This window comes from Pedobacter sp. UYP1 (genome assembly GCF_040547305.1).
Classification (GTDB): Bacteria; Bacteroidota; Bacteroidia; order Sphingobacteriales; family Sphingobacteriaceae; genus Pedobacter.
This window is the reverse complement of sequence record NZ_JBEPPL010000006.1, coordinates 218,508-241,493: the sequence shown is the minus strand read 5'-3', so window position 1 is coordinate 241,493 and position 22,986 is coordinate 218,508. Positions and strand designations below refer to the sequence as shown.

Sequence of the window (22,986 nt, the reverse complement as noted above, 5' to 3'; positions counted from 1 at the left end):
GAAGATTTGAGGTTGTTTGTTGTAACTGCGTAACGAAAAATCTGTAAATCAATTGATTAGTTTAATATTATTGTCGTGAAAGGGAATTTAAATTGTACTTAAATAAAAAGTCCTGCGAATTCAAAATTCGCAGGGCTTAAAAAAAGATCAGCTGAACTACTGACTGACCACTTTAAATTCTGTCCTCCTGTTTAGCTGGTGCATAGCCTCCGTACACTTCACACCATTCGTACAGCGATTAAGTAACTGAGTTTCCCCATAACCACGCCCCGTAATCCTGCTTTTATCAATACCATTGGAAATGATATACTGTACAGCTGAGTTTGCCCTTTTCTGAGACAGCCACTGATTATATTCATCGCGGCCTCTGCTGTCGGTATAAGAACTCAGTTCTACTCCGATGGTTTCATTGGTTTTCATTGTCGATATTAATTTATCCAATTCCCTTGCCGCATCCGGCCGGATATTTGATTTGTCAAAATCATAATAAATGTTCTCTATTCTGATCGGTTTATTCAAGACAATAGTTTCTAAAAACAGGTCTTTACGAAGCGTAGAAGAACTGTTCAGGTTCATAGTGGTTACCGTAACCGCATCAGAACTGTACGCTGCCTTCTCTGCTTTTAAAAGGTAATCAGCATCTTGATCCAGTTTGAATTTAAAGTTGCCAGGGCTACTGGTCACTGCGGTCAGATTCCCGCCACCCTGTTTGGTTAAAGTAACCAGAGCACCACCAACAGGTTGATTGGTTTTGCGGTCATAAACTACTCCTTCCAGGTTAAAGTTGATCACCATCTGAACGGTAAAACTGTAAATGTCATCATTACCAGTTCCACCCGGACGGTTAGAAGCCATAAAACCTGTACCTTTTAAACCCTTGTTGAAAGCAAAATCATCTTGCGGAGAATTGATTGGGTAGCCCAAATTGAGAGGCTTGTCCAGGCCAGCTGGAATCTGTTTTGCTTTATAGATATCCAGCCCGCCCATACCAATCAGACCATCACTGCTGAAATAGAAATTACCATCAGCAGCAGCGAAAGGATTTCTCTCATTTCCATTTGTATTTACCGCAGCCACATTTATTGCATCTGCCCAGCTTCCATCTGCATTTTTAACCAGACTGTAAATATCTGTGCCGCCTTTGCCACCTGGCATTGTGGAAACGAAATACAGTAAATTACCATCTGCAGAGATTGCAGGATCACCAACTGACCATTCATTAACCTTATTGTATTTAAAAGGAACTGGTTTCCCCCAGATACCATCAGCATTTTTTGAGCTGCTGTATATTTCCAGGTTAATAGTTCCCGGCTCACCTTTTTTGCGGATAATTTTCTTAGGTATCCTGGTCAGCGTAAAATATGCCGTATTGCCATCGGCAGTAAAAGTCGCCGCACCAATATGGTAATTGGTTTCTGCATTCAGGGCGAAAGCTTTGAGACTGTCATTTGCTCCGGCTTTTTCATACAAGCGCAGATATTCATTTCCAGTCCATCCATAACTGGCCGGGTCTGGTAATTTCGTTGATCCATCAAACTTCAGAAAAGGTTTGGACTTTAAGCCTTTAGTACTTCCTGGAAAATTCCGGTCAGAAGTGAAAACAATTCCTTGCTGATAAGCAACTGCGCCCCAGTCTGATCCCACACTATTCAATCCTTTTTCATTGACAAGCGTAGCAAGTACTGGATTTTTGATCCAGTACTGTGCAGAATCGCAAGAAGCCAGCCAGATCTGCTGCTGCGCAGTACTAACCTCAGGCTTCAAACTTATATATTTCTGGTAAGCAGTTTTTGCTTCCTCATATTTGGAGTTGCTTTGTAAAGCTTTCGCATAATACAAGGTGTTTTCAGCCGGGCTTTTGGGCAGGGCAGAAGCAATTGCATACCATTTTTCTGCCTCCTGGTAATTATCCATCAGGCGATAAGATGCAGCCAGACGCTCAGCAGCATGCAAAGTTTCTTTTTTATGATAGGCCTTCTGATATAATTCGATGGCTTTATTATAATTAAATAATTCAAATTGGGTATCTGCCTCTTTAAGGACATATTGCGCCTTTACTGTTAAAGTTAGCAGGAGTATTGCGATGACTATACCTGATTGGATTGTTTTCATGCTATTAATCGATGGAACGTGTTAGAATCTGTTTTAATTATATAATTTCCGTCTTTTAGAAATACCTTGGAGATCTCATCCTGGTATTTTTCGTATTGAAATAATAACCAATTGATATTTCATGTGTACCACTGCTATACCCCTGTAACGGACCGATTGAAATATCATAAGCATAACCCACACGTAAAGTCTTGGTTGGAAAGACCTCAATAGCGGCGACAGCTGAATTCCGGTTGCTCAAATCCTTTTGCAAATAATCTTTACTGTACAACTTGACCCCGGTACGGTAAGAACCACCTACCCATATCCTGTCCATGAAAAGTACAAAAGCATTAATATCCAAACTGGTTGGCCCACCGCGGTCATCTTTCAGCAAAAAAGACGGTTTCAATAAAATATCCTGTCCCAAAGGAATCAGTGTACCCGCCGTTAAATAATAATGAGGTTTAGGCTGCGGAATAAAAGCATAACGGTCTACATTGATATATTGGGCAATCAGATTATCAGCAGACAGACCTGCAAAAAAACGATCATCAGAATAATAAACCCCGACCCTTGCATCCGGTAACACCGTATTCTGTGAACCAGTTGGCTGATCAGGTTCCTGATCATTAGGATGCAGCATCGATCCGTCAATCCCCAGCTTTACCATCCCGATACCCACCCCTAAAGCCAATCTTGAAGTCCCGCTTTCATTCATTTTCAGGCGGTACGCATAATTTGCATAAGCGGCCAGATTGCTTTGTGCCCCCAGTTTATCTGCCGAAACCTGTAAAGCAAGCCCGACATTACCATTATTCGCATTGGCATCAACTGCCAGAGAAAAAGTAGTTGGTGCGCCTTTGATCCCCGTCCACTGGCTGCGGTAAAAACTATGTAAGTTCAATTGTTCTTTATACCCAGCATAAGCCGGGTTAATATAAATACCGTTGAACATATACTGGCTAAACTGTGCATCCTGCTGGGCTTTCAGCACCTTGGCAGGAAGCAGCAGGCTTAAGACCAACACTAATAATAACAAGCTTCTTTTCATACGGGTATAATTAATTCTATTCTTCAATCTGATTCTGTTTTTCGGTCGTATTTTTATTGACCCGGGTCAGTATCAATAGTACCGGCCCGGGTGTTTTACTGTCTTATTTCTTAAAGGTGCGGATCAGCGTGATGTACCCTTTAAATACTTGCCACTCTGTATTTCCACCTTTAGGTTTCACACGCAGCAGGTAATAATAAGTACCCTCATTCAGTCCTTCGCCACTCCAGGTATTCTGGTAGTTTTTCTGTCTGAATACCTCATTGCCCCAACGGTTAACAATACTTAGTTCATTGTCGCCATATTGGTTTAACCCGCGTATTTCGAAGACATCATTGGTACCATCGCCGTTTGGAGTGAACAGATTTGGAATAGCGATTTCGAAGAAATTAAGGGTGATGGCCACCGAAGCTACATTTGTTACATAGCCGTACCTGTCTTTTACCTGATAAGTGAAGTTGTCAGGACCTGAATAACCGGGATCTGGCGTATAAGAAACTGTACCATCACTGTTCACCGCTACTTTACCATGTAATGGCTGGGTAACGATAACGACTGTAGACTTATCAAAGCTTGAATTGCCCGGATTGTCATTGGCCAGAATGTCGATTACAATTGTTGTATTAGCCTTGGCTTCTGCTTTGTCATCCACGGCAACAGGTGATTTATCTACCACAATAACAGTGGGAGTATTGTTGGTTCCATCCGTTCCGGAGATTGCAGTGACCTCGCTGCCTGCTGGAGTTTTTGCTTTGGCAATTGCTGTATTGGTTACCTTACCAGCATCCTTGTCAGCCTGGGTAAGTGTGTAAACTTCGGTCGCAGAAGCTGTTGCTCCCGGAACAAGACCGCCGCTCACAGCTATTGTCCTGTTATTTATTCCTAGTTTTGCATCACTGAAAGTAACCGGATTTAAAGTAACTGTACCTGTGTTTTTCACGGTGAAAGTATAGGTGATCTGGTTGCCATTAAATACCCCTGTTTTTACTAAAGTAAGCGTAGGTTTCTCACCAATCACAATAACCGTGGCATCATCAGGAGCAGGAGTATCCGGATCATCAGATTTTGGTTTATCAACCGGATTACCAGATGGATCGGTACCTGTTGCACCTGCCTGATTACTATAAGTACCCCTATCCAGATCTGCCTGGGTTAAGGTATGTTTCGCTGTTACCGTTGCAATGGCTCCAGGGGCGATTGTTGGGATAACTGCCGGAATAATACTTCCTGCATCTGCTCCCGGATCTCTCACTACAACATTACTTAAAATAACATTACCTGTGTTAGTTGCCACAATAGTATAAGTAATTACGTCACCGGTTTTAGTACCTGTATTGTTAGCGACTTTAGTCAGGGTCATTCCTGAATTTCCCGGAGTCAGGGTAATGATGAAAGTTTGTGGGGCAGATTGATCCACACCACCATTGGCTGTTCCACCGTCATCTTTAAGGATGACAGTTACAGTCACTGTTCCAATTGCTCCAGCAGCAGGAGTGAAGGTTAATGTACCATCAGGGGCAATCGCTGGTTGAGTTGTAAACAATGTATTGTTTGCATTGGTAACTATGAAGTTCAGCTTTTGTGCTGCCTCATCAGCCGGGCCTGCACTGATTGCTGTTGCCCATCCCGGAACTGTTTGTGCTCCCGAATACTGTAACAATACCTGGTCAGCGCCTTTCACAAATGAAGGGGCATCATTAACAGGCAGAACCGTTAAGGTTAAAGTACTGATTGCAATGCCACCTTTTCCATCAATCACAGTATAAGTGATGACTGGTACAGCTCCGTTATAATCCGGTGCAGGCACGAAAGTGTATCCACCATCAGTATTGATAGTGATGGTTCCCTTTCCTGCAATCAGTACTGCAGTACCCACCAGTTGATCACCTGTGATACCAGCGACGGTAAATTTGCTGATGCTTAATATATCATTGTCTATATCTGTATCATTTATTAATAAACCGTTTGCTGCAGTTACTGTCAGCGTTTGATCTTCGGGTAAAGTGTTCACATCTGGATTGGCAACCGGATCACTATTGACTGTATTTACACCGATCGAAGCGGTATTGTTGGTCAGTAAAGGATCCGTTTCAGTTCCTGATACCACGGCTGTGGTCAGGTAAGGACCTGTGGCTGCCAGGTTAGCCTGGATAGTTAAGGTCGTTGCCGCACCATTAGCTAAATTGCCAATTGTCCATAATCCTGAAGCTGGATCATAAGTGCCGGTAGTTGCCGACTGGCTGGTTATACTATAACCAGCAGGAAGCAGATCAGTAACCTTAACCCCCGAAGCATTGCTTGGGCCATTGTTGGTTACCTGAACTGTAAACGTTACTGACTGACCAACTTTTTGTAAAGCCTGGTTAACCGTATTGGTTACCGCCAGATCAGTTACCACATCAACCGTTGTTGTTACCGGAGGTGTAGTTTGTGGCGTTGTACCTGGCTCAGCAGGCGTTACAGTTGCTGTATTCTGAAGGTTCGCTGTAGCAGTTGCCGGCAAGAACCCTGTGACACGAATCGTAACTATATTGGTATTACCAGCTGGAATATTAGCCGTTACGCTTATATTATTAGTGTTCGTACCGGTAGCACCCGCAGTTACAGTGGCTGCCCCGCCAGGTGTTGCAACCCAATTTACATTCGTCAGTGCTGCTGGTACCGCATCGGTAATTAGTGTACCCAGCGCATCACTGATACCCGTGTTCACAGCTGTAATAATGTATTCAACTTCAGTTCCCGCAGTTGCCTGAGCAGGGCCGGATTTGGTGATTTCAATTATAGGAATTCTGCTCACCACAGTGCTTACCGTAGAAGTCTGAGGGAGCAGACCAACTTCGGCAGGTGTAGCTGTAGCTGTATTGATCAAAGGTGACACGCTATTATCTGCAGGAACTTTACCACTCACTGTGATGTTAATGGTGTTTCCAGCTCCAGCAGGTACATTGACTTTTAATGCAATATTAGCAGTAGTACCACCAGTTACCGGAGTAATCACATTTGCGGTTCCTGCAGCAGTCGCCTGCCAGTTAATGCCGGTCAGCACAGCTGGAATATTGTCAGCAATATCCAGGTTAAGTGCATCCCCTGTACCTTCATTATTGACAGTGATCAGATAATTAATCGTTGCACCTGCGGTTAAAGTAGCAGGGCCGGTTTTAACAATTTTGATCACAGGTTTTCTGCTTACTGTTGTCACAACTTGAACCGATGTTTTCGGATTCAATGGATCTTCAACCGCCGTTACTGTAGCGGTATTAGTTAGCGTACCACTAAATGAAGGTGCTACTGTTCCTTTGATCGCAATAATTAAAGCATCCCCTGCACCAGTTGTTAAATTGGCATTGGTTGCAATTGTATTTGTCGTCCCTGAACCTGGACCAGTAATCACTGTGTTTCCTGTTTGGGTAACAGACCACTGCTGAACAACCACATCAGCTTGAACGACATCCGAAATCGCAGCATTCAATGCTGTACTCGGGCCGCTATTGGTTACCCGGATTTCATAATTGATTTCTTCACCCGCCAATAAAGTAGCCGGCCCGCTTTTAGTAATTGACAGATTTACTACTGGTTTAACCACAGTTGTAACCGTAGAAGTTACCGGAGTGATGCCTGGTTCAGCTGGTGTAGCCGTAGCCGTATTGGTCAGGCTGTTGTTATAAGTTGGATCGATATCACCGGTAATGGTCACGCTAATGGTACCACCAACCGGAACATTGACATTTGCAACGACCTGATTACTTGTGCCAGTCGCACCTGAGTTGATCAATGCACCACCACTCGCAATGGTTGTCCATTGCACATTCTTAATCGCTGGATCAACCACATCTGTTACAGCAGTACTCGTTGCATCAGATGGCCCTACGTTTGTCAGGTTCAACGTATAAGTTATTTTTTCTCCACTAGCCGCCGTTGCGGGACCTGATTTTACCAGAACCAGTCCCGGAGTTTTAGTTAGTGTTGTAGTAACTACATTAGAAACCACTGCTGGATTACCTGGTTCTGTAACTGTTGCAGAATTGACCAGATCGGCTGCTGCTCCAGATGGAATATCGCCAGTTATTGTAATGAAGACTTTTGCATTTCCTGAGCCTGGAATAGCCGCTTCTACAGCTAAGACCGGGCCAGTTCCGGTAGCACCCGAAGTAATCGAAGCGCCGCCGCTGGCAGTAGCAGTCCATTGCACATTTTGTAAAACAGCTGGGATCGCATCCGTGATTGCTGCCGCCAAAGCATTACTAGGGCCTGTATTGGTTACTTCAATAGTATATACTATCGGAAGACCCGCGCTTGTTGACACTGGTCCCGACTTGCGGATATTCAATGCGGTAACTTTGCTGACTACAGTACTAACTGTCGGTGATACTACCGGTGGATTTGCACCAATTTGTGCCTGCGCATTATTCGTAAAGGTACCTGTAAATGCCGGGTCTACAGTTCCGGTGATATCAATAGTAATGAGATTACCAGCGCCCTGCGGGATGTTTGCAGTAACCGCAGGCGGGGTCATCGTTCCTGTAGCAAGAGTAGAGGTGATTACGGCAGTTCCTGAACTTGTAGCTGTCCATGTATAATTAAGTAACTGTGGAGGAATCGGGTCAGTGATGGTCACTCCGGAGGCATCACTTGGTCCATTATTGGCTACCTGGATTATATAATGGATCTGTTCGCCGGCAACCGCAGTCTGAGGGCCACTTTTTGACACCTGTAAAGTTGGATTATTCGTGATTACTGTAGTAGCCGTTGAGGTATTGTTGGCCATATTGTAATCAAGTAAACCAGCAGGAAGCGTTATATTTGCTACGTTATTAATTGACGATGGAAGCGTATTTGAAGGTACTTTACCATTCACAGTGATCAGTATATAATTGCTATTATCACCTGCAGGGATAGTACCTGTAGTCTGAATTGTATTTGTATTACCAGATAATCCTGTTTGTATAGTTGCAGTTCCTACAACAGTCGCAGTCCAGTCGCTCACTATTACACTTGCAGGTACTACATCATTAATCATCAGTCCCGTAGCATCAACAGTACCATTGTTAAATACTTTGATCGTGTAAGAGATATTATCTCCCGCTGCTATAGATTGGGGACCTTGTTTTTCGATATGCACATCTGTAGAACTGTTGACTGAGGTAGTTACAGAACTTGCGCGGGTATTACCAGCAATAACTGTCACCGTATTGGTAAATACCGGAAGTGCATTCGTCTCTACAAACCCATTCACAATGATTTCAATCGCATTGGATGTTCCTGCCTCTATATCGGCCGATGGAATACTAATCGCATTGGTTGTACCAGTAACGACCGCATTTGGCACTCCGGCTATTGCCGAACCGTAAAGAGCCTTAGCCGTCCAGTCGGTAACTCTTACACTCGCCGGCACATTATCTGTTATCTGAGCCCCGATGATATTACCTGCTCCGGAATTTGTAACTACTATTTTATAGCTGATCGGATCACCCACATTTGCCGTTGCAGGGCCTGATTTAGATACCCTGAAATCAGGGGAGTTCGTAATTGTAGTTGGAGAAATCGCCGTGTTATTTGTTGTTTCCGGATCTGCGATGGTACTGATTGCTGTAGCCGTATTTGGCATAGACGATCCGTCAGTCAATGCTGGATCTACTGTTCCGGAGATCATTACGATGACTGTTCCGGTGCCTGAAGGTATATCAGAAGTCACGCTCACATTTCCGGTTCCATTTGCAGCAGATACCGTTGCACCACCAGTTGCTGTTGCCGTCCATGTTGGATTTAAAACACCCGCAGGCAGATTATCAGTGATGACCGTTCCTACCGCTGTACTTGGGCCGGCATTCGTAACACGGAGCTCATACTGTATAGGTTCTCCAGCTCCGACATTTGCAGGGCCGGATTTTACAATCCTTACATTTGCAGAAGCGGAAGTTGTAGTGGTGGCTGTACTGGTACCTGGTGTTGGATCAGTAACCCCGGCAGGCGGAGTGATGGTCGCCGTATTTGTAATTGAAGCACCCGAATTGAATAGTGGATCGAGTGTGCCATTGATTGTTATGTTAAGTGCATCCAGACCATTTGCTTTTAAATTTGCGAGCAGATCTACATTACCTGCCCCGGTTAATAAATCCGATGCAGCAGTGCCGGAGGTAGTCACGCTCCATACTGGATTCAGCACGTTTGCAGGAATAATATCCTGTACCCTTGCACCTATAACATCACTTGGCCCGGTATTGCTCACTTTAATGGTATAGCTAACCTGCTGACCGGCAACAGCTGTTGCTGAGCCTGATTTAAGAATGCGCAGATCAGTCGTTTTGGTAACTCCGGTAGTCACTGTATTTGAAGTTGACGGGTTATTTCCAGGCTCGGCTGGTGTTACTGTGGCTGTGTTCGCAATTAAGGTGCCGGTGAAAGCAGGATTAAGTTTACCAGTAACCATCACATTGATGTGATTACCTGCACCTGCTGGTATATTGCCTGTTACACTTACCGCATTTCCTGTACCAGTAGCTGCGGTCACTGTCGCCGTACCAGTAACTGTAGCCGTCCAGGTCACATTAGTTAAGTTTGCAGTAACCTGATCTGTAATGACAGCCGCCATTGCATTACTTGGGCCATTATTTGAGATCGTTAAATTGTACACCACATTTTCACCTGCATTGACAGATGACGGGCCTGTTTTACTAATTGTTAATGCATTTTTATTGGCGATGATTGTATTTACTGTGTTTGACTGTACAGGTGCAATTCCGGGCTCAGCAGGGGTTGCCGTTGCTGTATTCGCTAAAGTTGTATTGACCTGGTTCGCATTTAATTTACCAGTAACTGTAATTTGAATAGTATTGGCATTACCTGCATTCAGATTTCCGGTTACACTGATTGCATTGCCGGTTCCGGTTGCACCTGTAGTAACTGCTGATGTTCCCTGTGAAGTAGCTGTCCAGGTTACCGCTGTCAATTCTGCTGGAACCGCGTCAGTGATCACTAAAGATGTTGCATTAGATGGGCCATTGTTTACTGTATTGATCACATAAGTTACTGTCTCACCCGCATTTGCCGTTGCCGGTCCAGTTTTGGTAATGGTGACCGAAGGCTTTTGGGTAATCGTTGTAATTACTGGCCCTGCTGTTTTAGGCACAGCGCCTGTTTCAACAGGAGTAACCGTTACACTATTGCTGATATTTGCAGTGGTTGCAGGATTAACTGTTCCTGAAATAGTGATCAGGATTTCATCTGCCGGGTTTCCGCCAATATTACCTGTTACACTTAAAGCAGATCCCGTTCCAGTAGCACCAGCAGTGACGGTTGCTGTTCCGGTAGTCGAAGTCATCCAGGTTGGATTGAGTATACTGGCAGGAATAGCATCAGTAATGACTGAAGCTGTGGCATTGGCCTGGCTGATGTTTTTAACTGAAATGGTATAAGTAATTGCCTGACCTGCATTTAAAGCGGCCGGGCCATTTTTTTGTATGGCTAATACCGGTATACGGGTTACGTTTGTGGTCGCTGTAGCTGATACAGGTCCGGTTCCGGCTTCCGCGGGAGTTACCGTCGCAGTATTGATAAGCGGGCCGCTAAAACCAGCAGCCACCTTACCACTAACTACAATTGTAATCTGGTTCCCGGTTCCGCTGGCGACATTACCATTGAGGGCAATCGTATTTCCATTTCCTGTTAAAGCGCCAATAACCTGTGCATTACCAGTAGCGGAGGCAGTCCAGCTGACTCCACTTACTGTTGCCGGTACCAGGTCACTGATCGTCAAATTAAGTGCATCCGATGCACTGTTGTTGGAGACGATGATAGTATAGGTAATTGTTTCTCCTGCATTGATAGATGAAGGGCCGCTTTTGGTAATTGACAGTACCGGTGTTCTGCTGGCAATTGTGTTTACGGTAGAAGTAGGTGAAGGGCTGTTCGGTTCTGTTGCTGTTACCGAAGCCGTATTGGAGATCGAACCATTAAAAGCAGGATTAGCTTTACCTGTAATGGTGAAGATGATTTTATTTCCTGCGCCTGCCGGGATGTTAGCTGTGGCATCTAATGTATTTCCTGTTCCGGTCGCGCCAGCAGCAATAGAAGCAGTGCCATGTACTACTGAAGTCCATGCCGTATTTAAAATACTGGCAGGAATAGCATCCTGTACATGTGCATTTAAAGCATCACTTGGGCCGGCATTACCAACCTCAACTGTATAAGTAATACTGCTTCCGGAATTGACTGTTGGTGTAACACTTTTCACGATTGTCAGTCCTGATTTAGCACTCAATGCTGTATTTACTGGTGTTGAAGTTACCGGTACCGTGCCTGATTCTGATGGAGTAGCTGTAGCGGTATTGACAATTGTACCCGATGCATTGGAAGTTATTGTTCCTGAAACGACTAACTGTATGGTACTGTTTGCAGCAAAATCACCCGAAACAGCAATGGCGTTACCAGTTCCAGAAGCTCCCGAATTAATTGTAGCCGTGCCTCCTGTTACGGTGGCCGTCCAGCTTACGCCAATAATTGCAGCAGGAACCGCATCCGTAATTTGTGTATTTAAACTATTTGAAGGACCTGTATTTTTAACATTGATGGTATACACGATCACATTACCGGCAGTTGCAGTTGCAGGTCCGCTTTTGGTTACCGTAAATACAGGTAATTTTTTAACAGTTGTTACTGCCTGCGCATTGACAGGTATACTACCTGGTTCGGCAGGAGTAGCGGTTGCGGTATTCGTAATGTTCCCGGCAAAAGCAGGGTCTATAGTACCTTTGATAATAATGACTGCTTTATTGGAAGTACCAGCTGCAATATTGGACGTAACATTTATTGTATTGCCAGTTCCAGTTGCACCTGTGGTAATTGTTGCAGTACCTGTTAACTGTGTTGTCCAGCTTACATTACTTAATGAAGCGGGAACGATATCCGAAATTTGCGTACCGGTTGCATTACTCGGACCATTGTTTGAAACCTCTACCTGGTAAGTAATCTGGTTTCCTGCGGTAGCAGCCGAAGGCCCTGTTTTAGTAATTACGATTCCGGAAGTACTGGTCACATTAGCGTTCACCGTAGAGTTACTTCCTGTTCCTGTAGGTTCAGCAGGTGTTACGGTAGCGGTATTGCTCACATTTCCCGTAGCTGCGGGATTTACAGTGCCGGTAATCGTTACCGATATGGTGTTGGCTGCACCGGCAGGAATATTCGCAGCGATACTTAAGTTATTTCCTGTACCAGTTGCCCCATTCGTAATGGTAGCTGCACCAGCCACAGTACTTGTCCAGCTAACACCTGTTAATACTGCCGGTATAATATCTGTGATGCTTGCGCCTACAGCATTACTGCTTCCTGTATTGGAGATATTCAACGTATAGGTTGCCGTATTACCAGCTGTTAAGCCTGCGGCACCCAGTTTGGTAATCGTTAATACAGGTTTCGCTGTTAAGTTAGTTGTAGTGGTTGAAGTATTGTTACCCGGTGTCGGATCGGTTATGCCAGCCGGAGGCGTCACGGTCGCGGTATTGCTGAGTGAACCAGTTGCCGCCGCAGCTATTTTTCCAGTAATGGTTAATGTCGTAGCTTGCCCACTGGCTAAAGTTAAGCCGGTCCAGTTTCCATTCGAACTGGTATAAGTCCCGGAGCCAGCTGCGTAAGTATCCGCAGTGAACCCGGCGGGTAAATTATCTGTCAGGCTGATTACATCAGCAGCCTGTAAAGTACTTGGGCCATTATTGGTTAAAGTGATGGTATAAGTCAAAGTTTCTCCCGGTACACCTGTAGCAGGGTTTGCCGTTTTATTAATTCCAAAGTCTATAACACGGTTAATTGGAGTAACATCAGTGGTGGTATTTCCTGGAGTAGGATCTGTAACTCCGGTAGGTGGAGTAATTGTAACCGTATTCGTTAATGAACCACTTGCGGCAGGAGATACAGTACCCGTAATTGTTAAAGTTGTGCTTTGTCCACTAGCCAGCGTTAATCCTGTCCAGTTTCCATTGGCACTGGTATAGGTTCCTGCGGCAGGTGTAAATGTCGTCGCAGTAAATCCGGCAGGCAATGTTTCTGTAACCTTAACAACATCGGAAGCCAGTAAAGTACCCGGGCCGGCATTAGTTAAAGTGATGGTATAAGTTAAAGGTTGTCCGGCTATTGCAGGTTTTGGTGCTGCGGTTTTAGCTACGGTCAAATCAATTACACGGCTGATTGGCGTGGTAATCGTTGAAATATTGTTACCCGGTGTCGGATCAGTTATATCTGCGGGTACGGTCACTGTGGCTGTATTACTCAGAGAACCCGTTGCATTAGCAGCTAAAGTTCCTGTAATGGTCAGTGTTATAGTCTGGCCGCTGGCCAGTGTTAAACCTGTCCAGTTACCGTTGGCACTGGTATAAGTTCCTGCGCCAGGCGTATAGGTTGTGGCTGTAAACCCAACTGGTAAATTATCAATAACCTGGATTACATCGGCAGCAGCTAATGTACCTGGCCCATTATTCGTTAAAGTAATGGTATAGGTTAGCGAATTACCGGTCACAGCCGGGTTTGGTAAAGCTGTCTTGGCGATTCCCAAATCTATAACCCTGGTGGCCGCAGTAATATCGGTTGCCGTATTGTTACCTGGTGTCGGATCAGTTATTCCGGTTGGAGGAGTAACAGTTGCAGTGTTTGTTAAGTTTCCTGCTGGAGCACCTGCGCTTAATGTTCCGGCGATAGTTAAAGTTGTACTTTGACCACCAGCTAAAGTTAAGCCTGTCCAATTTCCATTTGCGCTGGTATAAGTACCTGCGGCAGGAGTATAACTTGTTGCAGTAAATCCGGCAGGTAAGTTGTCGGTTACATTTACAATATCACTGGCTAACAAACTACTTACACCGTTGTTTTTTAAGGTTAGTGTATACATTAAAGCCTGTCCCGCTACTGCTGGTTTTGGGCTGGCAGTTTTGGTTAAACTAAAATCAATTTGTCTGGTTACCGTAGTTGGTGTTGTTGCTGTATTGTTGCCGGGAACCGGATCTGTAGTTCCGGTTGGCGGTGTTACTGTAACCGTGTTGTTTAATGTCCCTGAAGCCGATGGTGAGGCAGTACCCGCTATACTTAATGTAGTGGATTGGCCGCTAGCTAAAGTTAAGCCCGTCCAGTTTCCATTGGTGCTGGTATAAGTTCCATTGGCAGGGGTATAGGTAGTTGGTGTGAATCCAGCAGGCAAATTATCTGTTACGTTTACAATATCGGCGGCAAGCAAACCTGATGGACCATTATTTGTCAGCGTGATCGTATAGGTCAGTGCCTGGCCGGCAACTACTGTTGTTGGATTGGAAGTCTTGGTGACACCCAGATCTAACACACGGCTCATAGGAGTTGAAATTGTAGAAGTATTATTGCCTGGTACCGGATCAGTTATACCTGTAGGCGTTCTCACTGTGGCGGTATTACTTAAAGCCGCAGTTGCGGTAGGGCTTACCGTACCTGTAATAGTTAAATTACTGCTTGCTCCACTGGCTAGTGTTAATCCTGTCCAGTCTCCGCTGCTGCTGGTATAAGTTCCATTTTGAGCAACATAAGAAACCGGCGTGAACCCGGCAGGCAGATTATCTGTTACATTGATTACATCTGTGGCCAATATCGGGCTTGGCCCGTTATTGGTTAGTTTGAGGGTGTAAACTAAAGTTTGTCCTGCTACAGCTGTTGCTGGCGTTGCTGTTTTAACTATGGCCAGGTCATAAGGAGCAATCGGTACAGGGGTATTCGTTGCTGTATTATTCGCTGTATTCTGGTCAAATTCTGCTGCTGATACTGTAGCTGTATTTGCATAATTACCTGTTCCAAGTACTTTTGCATTGATCGTTAACGTAGTTGTAGCTCCGGCAGCAAGATTACCAACTGTCCATATGCCGGTGGTGGAATTATAAGTCCCGTTACTCGAAATAAAGGTATAACCATTAGGCAGCAGGTCGGTGACTTTAACTGCCGTTGCCGGATTTGTTCCATTATTTTTTACGGAAAGCGTAAATGCAACATTTGTATTTACTCTCGGTGTCGCATTGTCAACTGCTTTAGTGATGGAAAGATCATTTTGTGGTACAGTAGTACTCACTGTTGAAACATCATTTGTCTGATCCGGATCACTGACGCCAGAAGTACCTACATTGAAGTTTGCTGTATTCGTGATTACTCCGCCTGTTGGATAATTATTGATCGTACCGGTAACTGTAAATGTTCCGGTAGCGTTAGCCCCTAAACTTACTGTTGCGGATGAGAGGCTGGTAGAGGTGAATCCGGTCGCTGAACTATTTGCATTACCATTTGCATTAAAAGCTACGGAGTTGATCTGAAAATTAGCGGGAAGCTGATTCAGCGCATCAGTGAATGCCAGGCCTGTTAAATTTGCATTTGTCTGATTGGTTAGAAAGATGCTATAGGTTAACTGATCGCCAACATTTGCAGTGGGTTTGTCTACCGTTTTCTGCACACGTACACCACCAGGTGTAGTTACAATAAGATTTCTGATCTCGTGATTGTTATAGCCACCTCCTGTTGAAGAGGCAAAACCTATTTTAAGTTTAGGAGGTACAGCGGTTGCAGTTGTTAAAGTATACTGAAAAAGTTGAGTAAAAGCGCCATTTGGAGTCGTAGTCCATCTTACGACTATTGAAAATGTATTTAAAACGCCTGTAGGTGTAATTTCTATCTGAACCCTTCTGTAAAATTGTGCATCGGTTGGCCGGGTTGGCGTAAGTGTACCGTAGCCAATCTGTCCAACAGAAGTCCCGGAGCGGTAAGTATTTGAGGTAGCTAATGCTGCTGTTGTAGGCCCCCTTAATACAACTGCATTCGGAGTTTGTCCCGGCCCTCCCTGTGTGGAAGAGAAGTTTCCAAACTCATCTAAACCGACACCAATATAACCACCACTTAAACCATTGCCAGCAGCAGTTGCAGTATAACCCAACGATCCTCCGTTAGGACCTAATTTAAAAGGTGATGTGGTGGCATCAAAAAGGAATACTCCGATTCCATCTGCACCTCCGAATGTTGGATTATCTGAACGCCATGTTTTATATTCAAAATCAGCCAGAACTCCTAATGTAGAAGGAAAAGACTGATTGATATAGGCATATCCAGCTTTAGTTAAAGCGGCAGGAGTAAGCCTTAACCAGCCATTGTTTGCCGGATCTACACCACCAGAAGTTAATATTGCATCTCCACCAATTGTTATTCCGGCAGCAGAACTCCCTTTAAAGTTTTCCGTAATCGTAAACTGTGCATTTGCCTGTATGCTGATCAGCAGCAATAACAAAAGAAATCCAATCTTCTGGAATTGATGATAAACACTGGTTTTTCTCTGGATATATCGTGGCGCTTCCTTAAAAAGAGCTATGCATTGTGAATTACGGATTTTCAAAAAAGAGGGTCTTCGAGGGTAGATTAGTTTCATAGTAAAACTTTTGACTTGTAGTAGATTAGATTAACCAATACGAAACCGATTGCCCGGTTATATGGCATTATACTTTGGAAAATGATATTAACAGAAGTTTATTTCAGGGTTTATCCTAAAATCGTATCTGATTAATGTGTATATCCTTAGTCAGAATTTTCGGGAAAGAGAAGAGGGGAGATTGAATGTAGATTTTTTTCATACTTTAATAGCTTTAGATACGTTATGGTTCGTAATGGCTTAGGATGCGATGAAGCATTCAAAGGATTCCTGCTTTTTTTAGGCGATCGGTAGATGTGTAAAAAAAGAAATGGTAATAGGTAATTATATTCGGTTAGATAAATATTAGTTAAAAAGCATCTTTTTTAAAAAGTACGTTTATTTGTGTACTTTTTTTTATACAAAATACTTGTCTATTGATTGTCGAATCAAGAATTGTGCCGCTACGAGGCTGAAATGCAAGTGTTTATCTTATTGGTAGATAAAGTTAAACAGGATAAAACCCAATCTTTTAATTTCTTTAGAATTGATTTAACGATTTAGCTAATGATTGATTTTGTCGGCTAAGAACTGATAATATCTTGTGATTTATCTTGTTTTTTACATTTAGTTAAGCCGATAAAAAAAACTGTTTTTTTCGCACAGCTGTTTTAAACCCCGAATTATTCCATTTAAGGGTAACATGGTCTGGGTTTTTAAATGGAAGAAAACAAACGTTGGAATTCCGGTTTTATGATATTTTTTTGAAATTTATCACTACTGATAACCATTCTTATTTTAGTTTGTTTTTTTTAAATAAATAAATTTATTTTTCTTTCAAAGATTAACCTGGTAAGCTATGGTTTTTGTCTGATTTTTTATTCAATCGTCCTTTTTAGAAATGTAATTTGTGTTCAGTTTAATACAATTAATTTGTTGAGAGTAAACTGTATCCGGTGATAACAAAGGATCAAAGCCAAAACTTGTGGAGCAAGGCTCCGTTTTAGGCTTTTAGGCATAATTGAGTAAGCCTATACAGGAAGAATTCAATGTTTTTTAGCCCGCTAAACTAATTTCTCAAAGCTTTAATTTTAGCGTTGAAGGATTCGCTGAAGCGTTAGCCGATCTCTTCTCAAAGGAGTTAGGGAAGGATGGTTTTCCACCTGGCCAGTCTTTCCGGATTATAATTTTCTCTGGTTTTTTTCATAGATGTTGTTAAAGTCTATACTTGGAAAGTAAGCTTTTTTCAGACCGGGGGAGCATTAAAAAAGGCGGGCTTCATCTTAGTTGAGCTTAATATCCTGGTACATTTTTTTTAACCATTTTTTATTTAGATCATGGTGTTCATCTATAGTGTTGGCCGGGTACTGCCTGAGTACTGCCTGAGTACTCGTTAGGGTAAGAGCAGTGCTGAAGTAACGCGAGAGCATGGCAACTCCAAGTCAAAACAACTAGTTAAAATGACTTAGAGTTGCCATACTCCCAGGCTGTTTTCAGCCTGGTGTTACGCCGACCATCACTCAGGCACAACCAAAGCACAACCAGCTGAAGATTCATAAACTTTATAATTTTTTACTTTGACCAACGCCTGGACAACTACAGACAATTGCAGACAGTTGCGGACAATTACGGACATTGTCTGCTCCTGATGATGCACTTTAATGGTAATAATTTACATTTATGGAAAAGCAACTAGTTATGGTAATTTTCAATGGTAAATTTTTAAAGGGAATCCTGGGCGGTTTCATTTTTAAAGTAGTAGATAGCGCAAAGATCGTTTCAAAAAAAATGTACCCGGCACAGTGGAGCAGTCAGGATCTTCCCGCCAAAGAGCAGTTCCTGCTGCTTGTAAAGGAAAACAACCATCTGAAGTGTACGCAAGTAAATCGGCATTGTGTGGGAAATATAATTTTTCCTTCCTCCAGGAATTGGATCAGTCAGTTTGCCTTTGCTAAATACCTTAGATAAAACATTGACCTCTTCGGGACCCAGATCTAAAATATTATCCTCCTTACGAACGCCTTTCAGTTCAAAAAAAATTAAGTATAAAATCAGGAAGTAAAAAACTCATTAAAGAATCGTAACCATCTTGCATGAACAAAAAAATATCAAATCCAAAACCATAAATTTAATCCCTGTTCCACAAGTTTAGGACTTGATACATAACAATTGAAAGGGTTTTTAAGATTTACGAAGCAAAAAAAAAAGTCTTTCAGCGTTAACTGAAAGACTTTTTTTAACTAATAGTGGTGGGGGGAGAAGGATTCGAACCTTCGAAGTCTCGCGACAACAGAGTTACAGTCTGTCCCATTTGGCCACTCTGGTATCCCCCCGATTACTTTGATTCTCTGTGGAGAATAGCGGAGTCGAACCGCTGACCTCTTGCCTGCCAGGCAAGCGCTCTAGCCAACTGAGCTAATCCCCCGGGGTGGCAAAAGTAATTAAATTTGAATGGGATGCAAATTAAATAATGAAAATATTGTGGCTTATCTCCATAGTCATAGCTATAATGGTGATTAATCAGTTGAATATGTTAGACTTGTACGAAATTAAATAAATATGGAATTTAAAGGTTTTAAGGGTTTGCTTTTCCAAAACAACAACAATACAGCCCAAACCATCAACATAGTGATCACTCCATACAGATAACCAGTTGTGAAAGGAATATTTGTCATCACACTAAAAGAGATATGGAAAGCTACGGCTGTTAATAAACTCTGGGTTCTTTTCGTAATTAATAAGGCGATATAACTGCCGGTGATTAAAACCAGTAAAAATATAAGTTCCTTCGAAAGATTATAGCCATCAAATATGAATGATAAGTGCCATAGATACCATATTATACCTATGACAAATGAATTAACGAATGGTTTTTCTGGTAAAATTTGTTGTAAATAACCTCTCCAGCCAAATTCCTCTCCGTAAATATAGACCAACCATAACAGGCCTGTTTTTAATCCTAAAACGTGCAAATTCAATCCCTTGTCATTCACAATGCCGATCACGGTCAAAACAAGTATTGGTGCCACTACAAATGCGATACTTTTCCAGACAGAGGTACCGAATAAAGGGAGTTTTTTAACTGTAATCTCTTTTTTTAAAAGGAATCTGAAGCATACAGCTGCCAATAAAGGGCCAGAACCAACTAATAAATTCAAACCAAATCCATAAGGAAGTTTCAGGAAATCTAACCAACCGGGAGTATAAGTCCTGAAAATTAAGGAGATACTTGTAGCCAGGAAAAAATAACTTAGTATAGCTTTCCAACTATATTTCTGAGAGGACATCATGGGTGTAAAATGTCAATTAATTATGAATATTTTGCATTGAGTTAACAGTATAAATGCAAATTGCCTTGGAATTTAGGCTTACAGACCAGCTCATGCGAAAACTTATATTTCTTTTGCTCGTCTTTGTTCTGGGATGTATCAGGATTGCTGTTGCCGCTTTACCATCAGAAAACACTTTTTTACTTTCAGAAAGATCTACTGTAAGCGTCCTCACCTGTAGTAAAACCAGTAAGTATATTTATGCGTTATTTGGCCATAGCGCAGTCAGGATCACAGATCAGGAAAGGCAGCTGGATCTGGTCTATAACTACGGAACATTTGATACTGATGATCCCAACTTCTATATCAATTTTATTAACGGAAAAATGAGATATTCTTTATCTGTTTCCACTTATCATTCCTTTTTACAAGGATATATAACAGATCAGCAAACGGTTTCTACTCAAAAACTTAACCTGACGCTAAAAGAGAAAAATAAACTCTTTTCATTGCTGAATGAACAACTCAAACCAAGCAACAAATATTACTATTATGATTTTATAAAGAATAATTGTGCAACAAAAATAGTTGACCTGCTAGCACAGACCATAGGCCCTGATTTTGACTATTCACTTGCTGTCGCTAACCGGGGTACAGGTAATCCGGTTAGAACACTGGTAAGTAATTATCTGACAAATGATGCCCTGTATATGATCGGAATGAATGTCTTATTAGGAAGCAAGGCAGATATAACTTCCAGCAAGGCTGTCAACTTATTTCTGCCCGATACTTTACAAAAAAGACTAGACCAGATTCAATTGCGGAAGCGTAAAATGGCTGACCCTGCTGCTTTTTTATTCAAATCTGGCAAGGAGGAGCATGTTTCCCCAAATGTTTTAACCAGCTGTCTCTATAGTTTTTTACTAATCCTCCTATTGATCAGCCCATTTATAGAGCAGGTGAACGGAGCAAATAAATTGATGATGTGGGTAACTATAGCCGTTTTTACAATGGCCAGTTTGTTGGGTTTTTTACTGCTTTACCTGTCGCTGTTTTCCAGTCTTGAATTAGTGAAGTATAATTTAAACCTGCTGTGGTGTCACCCCTTTTATCTGCTGGTTTTCTATAAAAAAATCAGTAAATCTTTATCAGTAATTTTACTGGCCAGTATAGTAGTATTCGTGATGTTATATTTTAAAACGATGAGTTTTCCGGTTATATTCCCAATTCTGATTTTGTTGATCGTGCTATTATCTCTTCACTACAATACTTCTGCCGGTAACCAGGTTAAAAGTGTAAATACGGTAGAGTCCGTCATCGCTGATATCAATCGTTTCTACTAAACCTGTTTTACTAAAAGTATCCGTTACTAAACTACCTTTCTTAACCTCCTGCAATACATCGGTAGGCGTGTCATTGTTCAATCTGATCATGGTTTCTGCTGTGAAATATTAAGATAAGTTATAAAAAACAAAGATAAGGGCATCTATTCGCTTATCAGTCATTTCTTTTGTGAAAACGAAAACCGCTGTTTTTGGACAACACCTAAGAATTTGATTAGTTCCTGGCTAAATTGTGCCGGTTTTTCATAATGAATATTGTGTTCAACCCCTGTAAATTCAACCCGGGTTATCAACCGTGGAAATTGATTCGCTAAAGCAATATTATCTTTTTCAAATGGCATTGGATCATGCTCAGCTACCGGATCAAGTATTAATAAAGGAACATGCAGATTTCTAAAGATAATTTTCGGCTGTACCATGGTGATCGAAGCCCCATACAACGGAGAATTATTTGGTTTTAATACCAGGCTTTTAAATTGCTGATCGTCTTTCATACAGAAAAAGTCATTTAATCCTGCATAAGTAATCCATTGATCGCCTTTGGGTTTGACGATATTTAACAATTCAAACTGAAGTCCACCCACATGCTTATCGTATAAACTTTGATAAGCCGCGGCAGGTGAATCAAAAGAAGCCTCGTAAATACTACCGGCTCCTTGTTCAGGTGCCATAGATTTGATTTTAATATTCAGCGCTTTTTCACTCATCTGATGATTAAAAGTATTAAAAGCTACAGAACCTCCATCTTCCAATATTAAGGCTTTAACTCTTTCAGGATAACTTTGATAAAAAGCAGCGGCAATATAGCCTCCCCTGGAAAATCCTCCAATGATAGCCTGATTAATCTTTAAAGAATCCATTAAGACCCGGATGTCATCCGCAGAATTATAAAGTGATACTTCTTTTTCCGGAATCGGTGTCTGACCATGTCCATAATAATCAACAGCAATTAAATAATATCCCCCATCAGTCAGGAGTCTGGCCAGATCAGCCAGTTCATAACTGTGACTGAAGCTTCCGTGTGACCAGATTAAAGGCGTGTTTTTTGGATTTCCCCAGCATAAATAGTGCATCAATACATTATCCGTCTGGACATAACCTCCATGTTTACTTTCGAATTCCCGATAAGCTGAACTTGCCTGGGTATATAATTGTTCCATATCAGGAGCAGTTCTGGATTGTGCCATCAGCGTAAAATTTACGGAAGCGAGAGACAGATAAGTGAGTAAGCGTAATATTTTCATCTGAAGTTTATCTGTTTTTTCTTTTTAATCCCTCAAAGATATAGCTATTGATGATCCTGTTATTAATTGGTTTTTATATATTTATATTCTACCGTGGAGAATATTGATTTATAAGTTGTTAACTAGTATTTGAAACAATCAGCATATGTTTAACGAATTGAACAAATACAAAAAGAATGGACATTTCTTTTTGACATCAGAAGATAAATTACAGGATGTTTGTAACGCACCTGAAAAACAAATAGGTGTATTCCTCACCTATGCCCTGAAAAACGGGAGGGTTGAACTGGTATTTATAGGGGGGACAGGTGAGGTGACCAAAAAAGAACTAAACGCTATTCAAAATACGGGGATCGGAGGACTGAAAGACCAGCTGATCAACGGAATGCAGTTTACCGACGTATCCAGAGAAATATCCTGGCCCGCTCAAATGGAGAAAGAAAATATTGAAGCGCTGGATGTTTATTGGTATGTAACTCATAGTGAGAAGTATACAGATAGTCCCGGAAAAGTGGAAAATATACTGTTTGAAAGGCATTATCAGCTCTTTCAACGGATGCCAAGATGGAACTCTGACCTGTAAAATAGGTTTTAGGCATTTTGA

The 22,986-nt window shown here is 42.2% G+C and carries 8 protein-coding genes and 2 tRNA genes; 3 read left to right on the top strand and 7 right to left on the bottom strand.

The features are described 5' to 3' along the window. Positions 1-156 precede the first annotated feature (156 nt). The 3 genes from ABIB30_RS14605 to ABIB30_RS14595 form a co-directional block, all read right to left on the bottom strand. On the bottom strand, positions 157-2,112 hold the full coding sequence (locus ABIB30_RS14605) for an OmpA family protein (RefSeq protein ID WP_354303209.1): 1,956 nt from the start codon (positions 2,110-2,112) through the stop codon (positions 157-159). A gap of 55 nt (positions 2,113-2,167) precedes the next feature. Further along, complete coding sequence (locus tag ABIB30_RS14600; protein ID WP_354303207.1) at positions 2,168-3,145, bottom strand: PorP/SprF family type IX secretion system membrane protein; 978 nt, start codon at positions 3,143-3,145, stop codon at positions 2,168-2,170. 103 nt (positions 3,146-3,248) lie between these two features. Further along, entirely contained in the window at positions 3,249-16,547 is a 13,299-nt protein-coding gene (locus tag ABIB30_RS14595; RefSeq protein WP_354303205.1) for a CLIPPER-2 domain-containing protein, read from the bottom strand. A 1,659-nt stretch (positions 16,548-18,206) separates the two neighbouring features. Here ABIB30_RS14595 and ABIB30_RS14590 point away from each other — a divergent pair. Then, positions 18,207-18,494, top strand: coding sequence for a hypothetical protein (locus tag ABIB30_RS14590; RefSeq protein ID WP_354303203.1), 288 nt, complete (start codon positions 18,207-18,209; stop codon positions 18,492-18,494). Between the two features lie 279 nt (positions 18,495-18,773). Here the strand turns inward: ABIB30_RS14590 and ABIB30_RS14585 are convergent. The 3 genes from ABIB30_RS14585 to ABIB30_RS14575 form a co-directional block, all read right to left on the bottom strand. Further along, a tRNA-Tyr gene (locus ABIB30_RS14585) sits at positions 18,774-18,859 on the bottom strand. 18 nt (positions 18,860-18,877) lie between these two features. Continuing rightward, a tRNA-Ala gene (locus ABIB30_RS14580) sits at positions 18,878-18,951 on the bottom strand. Between the two features lie 124 nt (positions 18,952-19,075). After that, a complete protein-coding gene (locus tag ABIB30_RS14575; RefSeq protein WP_354303201.1) occupies positions 19,076-19,816 on the bottom strand; it encodes a CPBP family glutamic-type intramembrane protease in 741 nt (246 codons plus the stop codon). A gap of 92 nt (positions 19,817-19,908) precedes the next feature. Here ABIB30_RS14575 and ABIB30_RS14570 point away from each other — a divergent pair, with 92 nt between their 5' ends. Next, positions 19,909-21,138 carry a lipoprotein N-acyltransferase Lnb domain-containing protein gene (locus ABIB30_RS14570; RefSeq protein ID WP_354303199.1) on the top strand — a complete coding sequence of 410 codons (1,230 nt, stop codon included), beginning with the start codon at positions 19,909-19,911 and terminating at the stop codon, positions 21,136-21,138. Between the two features lie 158 nt (positions 21,139-21,296). Here the strand turns inward: ABIB30_RS14570 and ABIB30_RS14565 are convergent, their stop codons facing one another. Further along, positions 21,297-22,382: an alpha/beta fold hydrolase gene (locus ABIB30_RS14565; RefSeq protein ID WP_354303197.1), complete on the bottom strand. Its 1,086-nt coding sequence runs from the start codon at positions 22,380-22,382 to the stop codon at positions 21,297-21,299. A 145-nt stretch (positions 22,383-22,527) separates the two neighbouring features. Here ABIB30_RS14565 and ABIB30_RS14560 point away from each other — a divergent pair, with 145 nt between their 5' ends. Further along, on the top strand, positions 22,528-22,965 hold the full coding sequence (locus tag ABIB30_RS14560) for a hypothetical protein (RefSeq protein ID WP_354303196.1): 438 nt from the start codon (positions 22,528-22,530) through the stop codon (positions 22,963-22,965). Positions 22,966-22,986 lie beyond the last annotated feature (21 nt).

What these genes read in the sequence shown, in the direction of transcription:
- ABIB30_RS14605 (WP_354303209.1), bottom strand. Translation starts at nt 2,112, where the DNA reads ATGAAAACAATCCAATCAGGTATAGTCATCGCAATACTCCTGCTAACT.
- ABIB30_RS14565 (WP_354303197.1), bottom strand. Translation starts at nt 22,382, where the DNA reads ATGAAAATATTACGCTTACTCACTTATCTGTCTCTCGCTTCCGTAAAT.
- ABIB30_RS14575 (WP_354303201.1), bottom strand. Translation starts at nt 19,816, where the DNA reads ATGATGTCCTCTCAGAAATATAGTTGGAAAGCTATACTAAGTTATTTT.
- ABIB30_RS14590 (WP_354303203.1), top strand. Translation starts at nt 18,207, where the DNA reads ATGGAAAAGCAACTAGTTATGGTAATTTTCAATGGTAAATTTTTAAAG.
- ABIB30_RS14600 (WP_354303207.1), bottom strand. Translation starts at nt 3,145, where the DNA reads ATGAAAAGAAGCTTGTTATTATTAGTGTTGGTCTTAAGCCTGCTGCTT.
- ABIB30_RS14595 (WP_354303205.1), bottom strand. Translation starts at nt 16,547, where the DNA reads ATGAAACTAATCTACCCTCGAAGACCCTCTTTTTTGAAAATCCGTAAT.
- ABIB30_RS14560 (WP_354303196.1), top strand. Translation starts at nt 22,528, where the DNA reads ATGTTTAACGAATTGAACAAATACAAAAAGAATGGACATTTCTTTTTG.
- ABIB30_RS14570 (WP_354303199.1), top strand. Translation starts at nt 19,909, where the DNA reads ATGCGAAAACTTATATTTCTTTTGCTCGTCTTTGTTCTGGGATGTATC.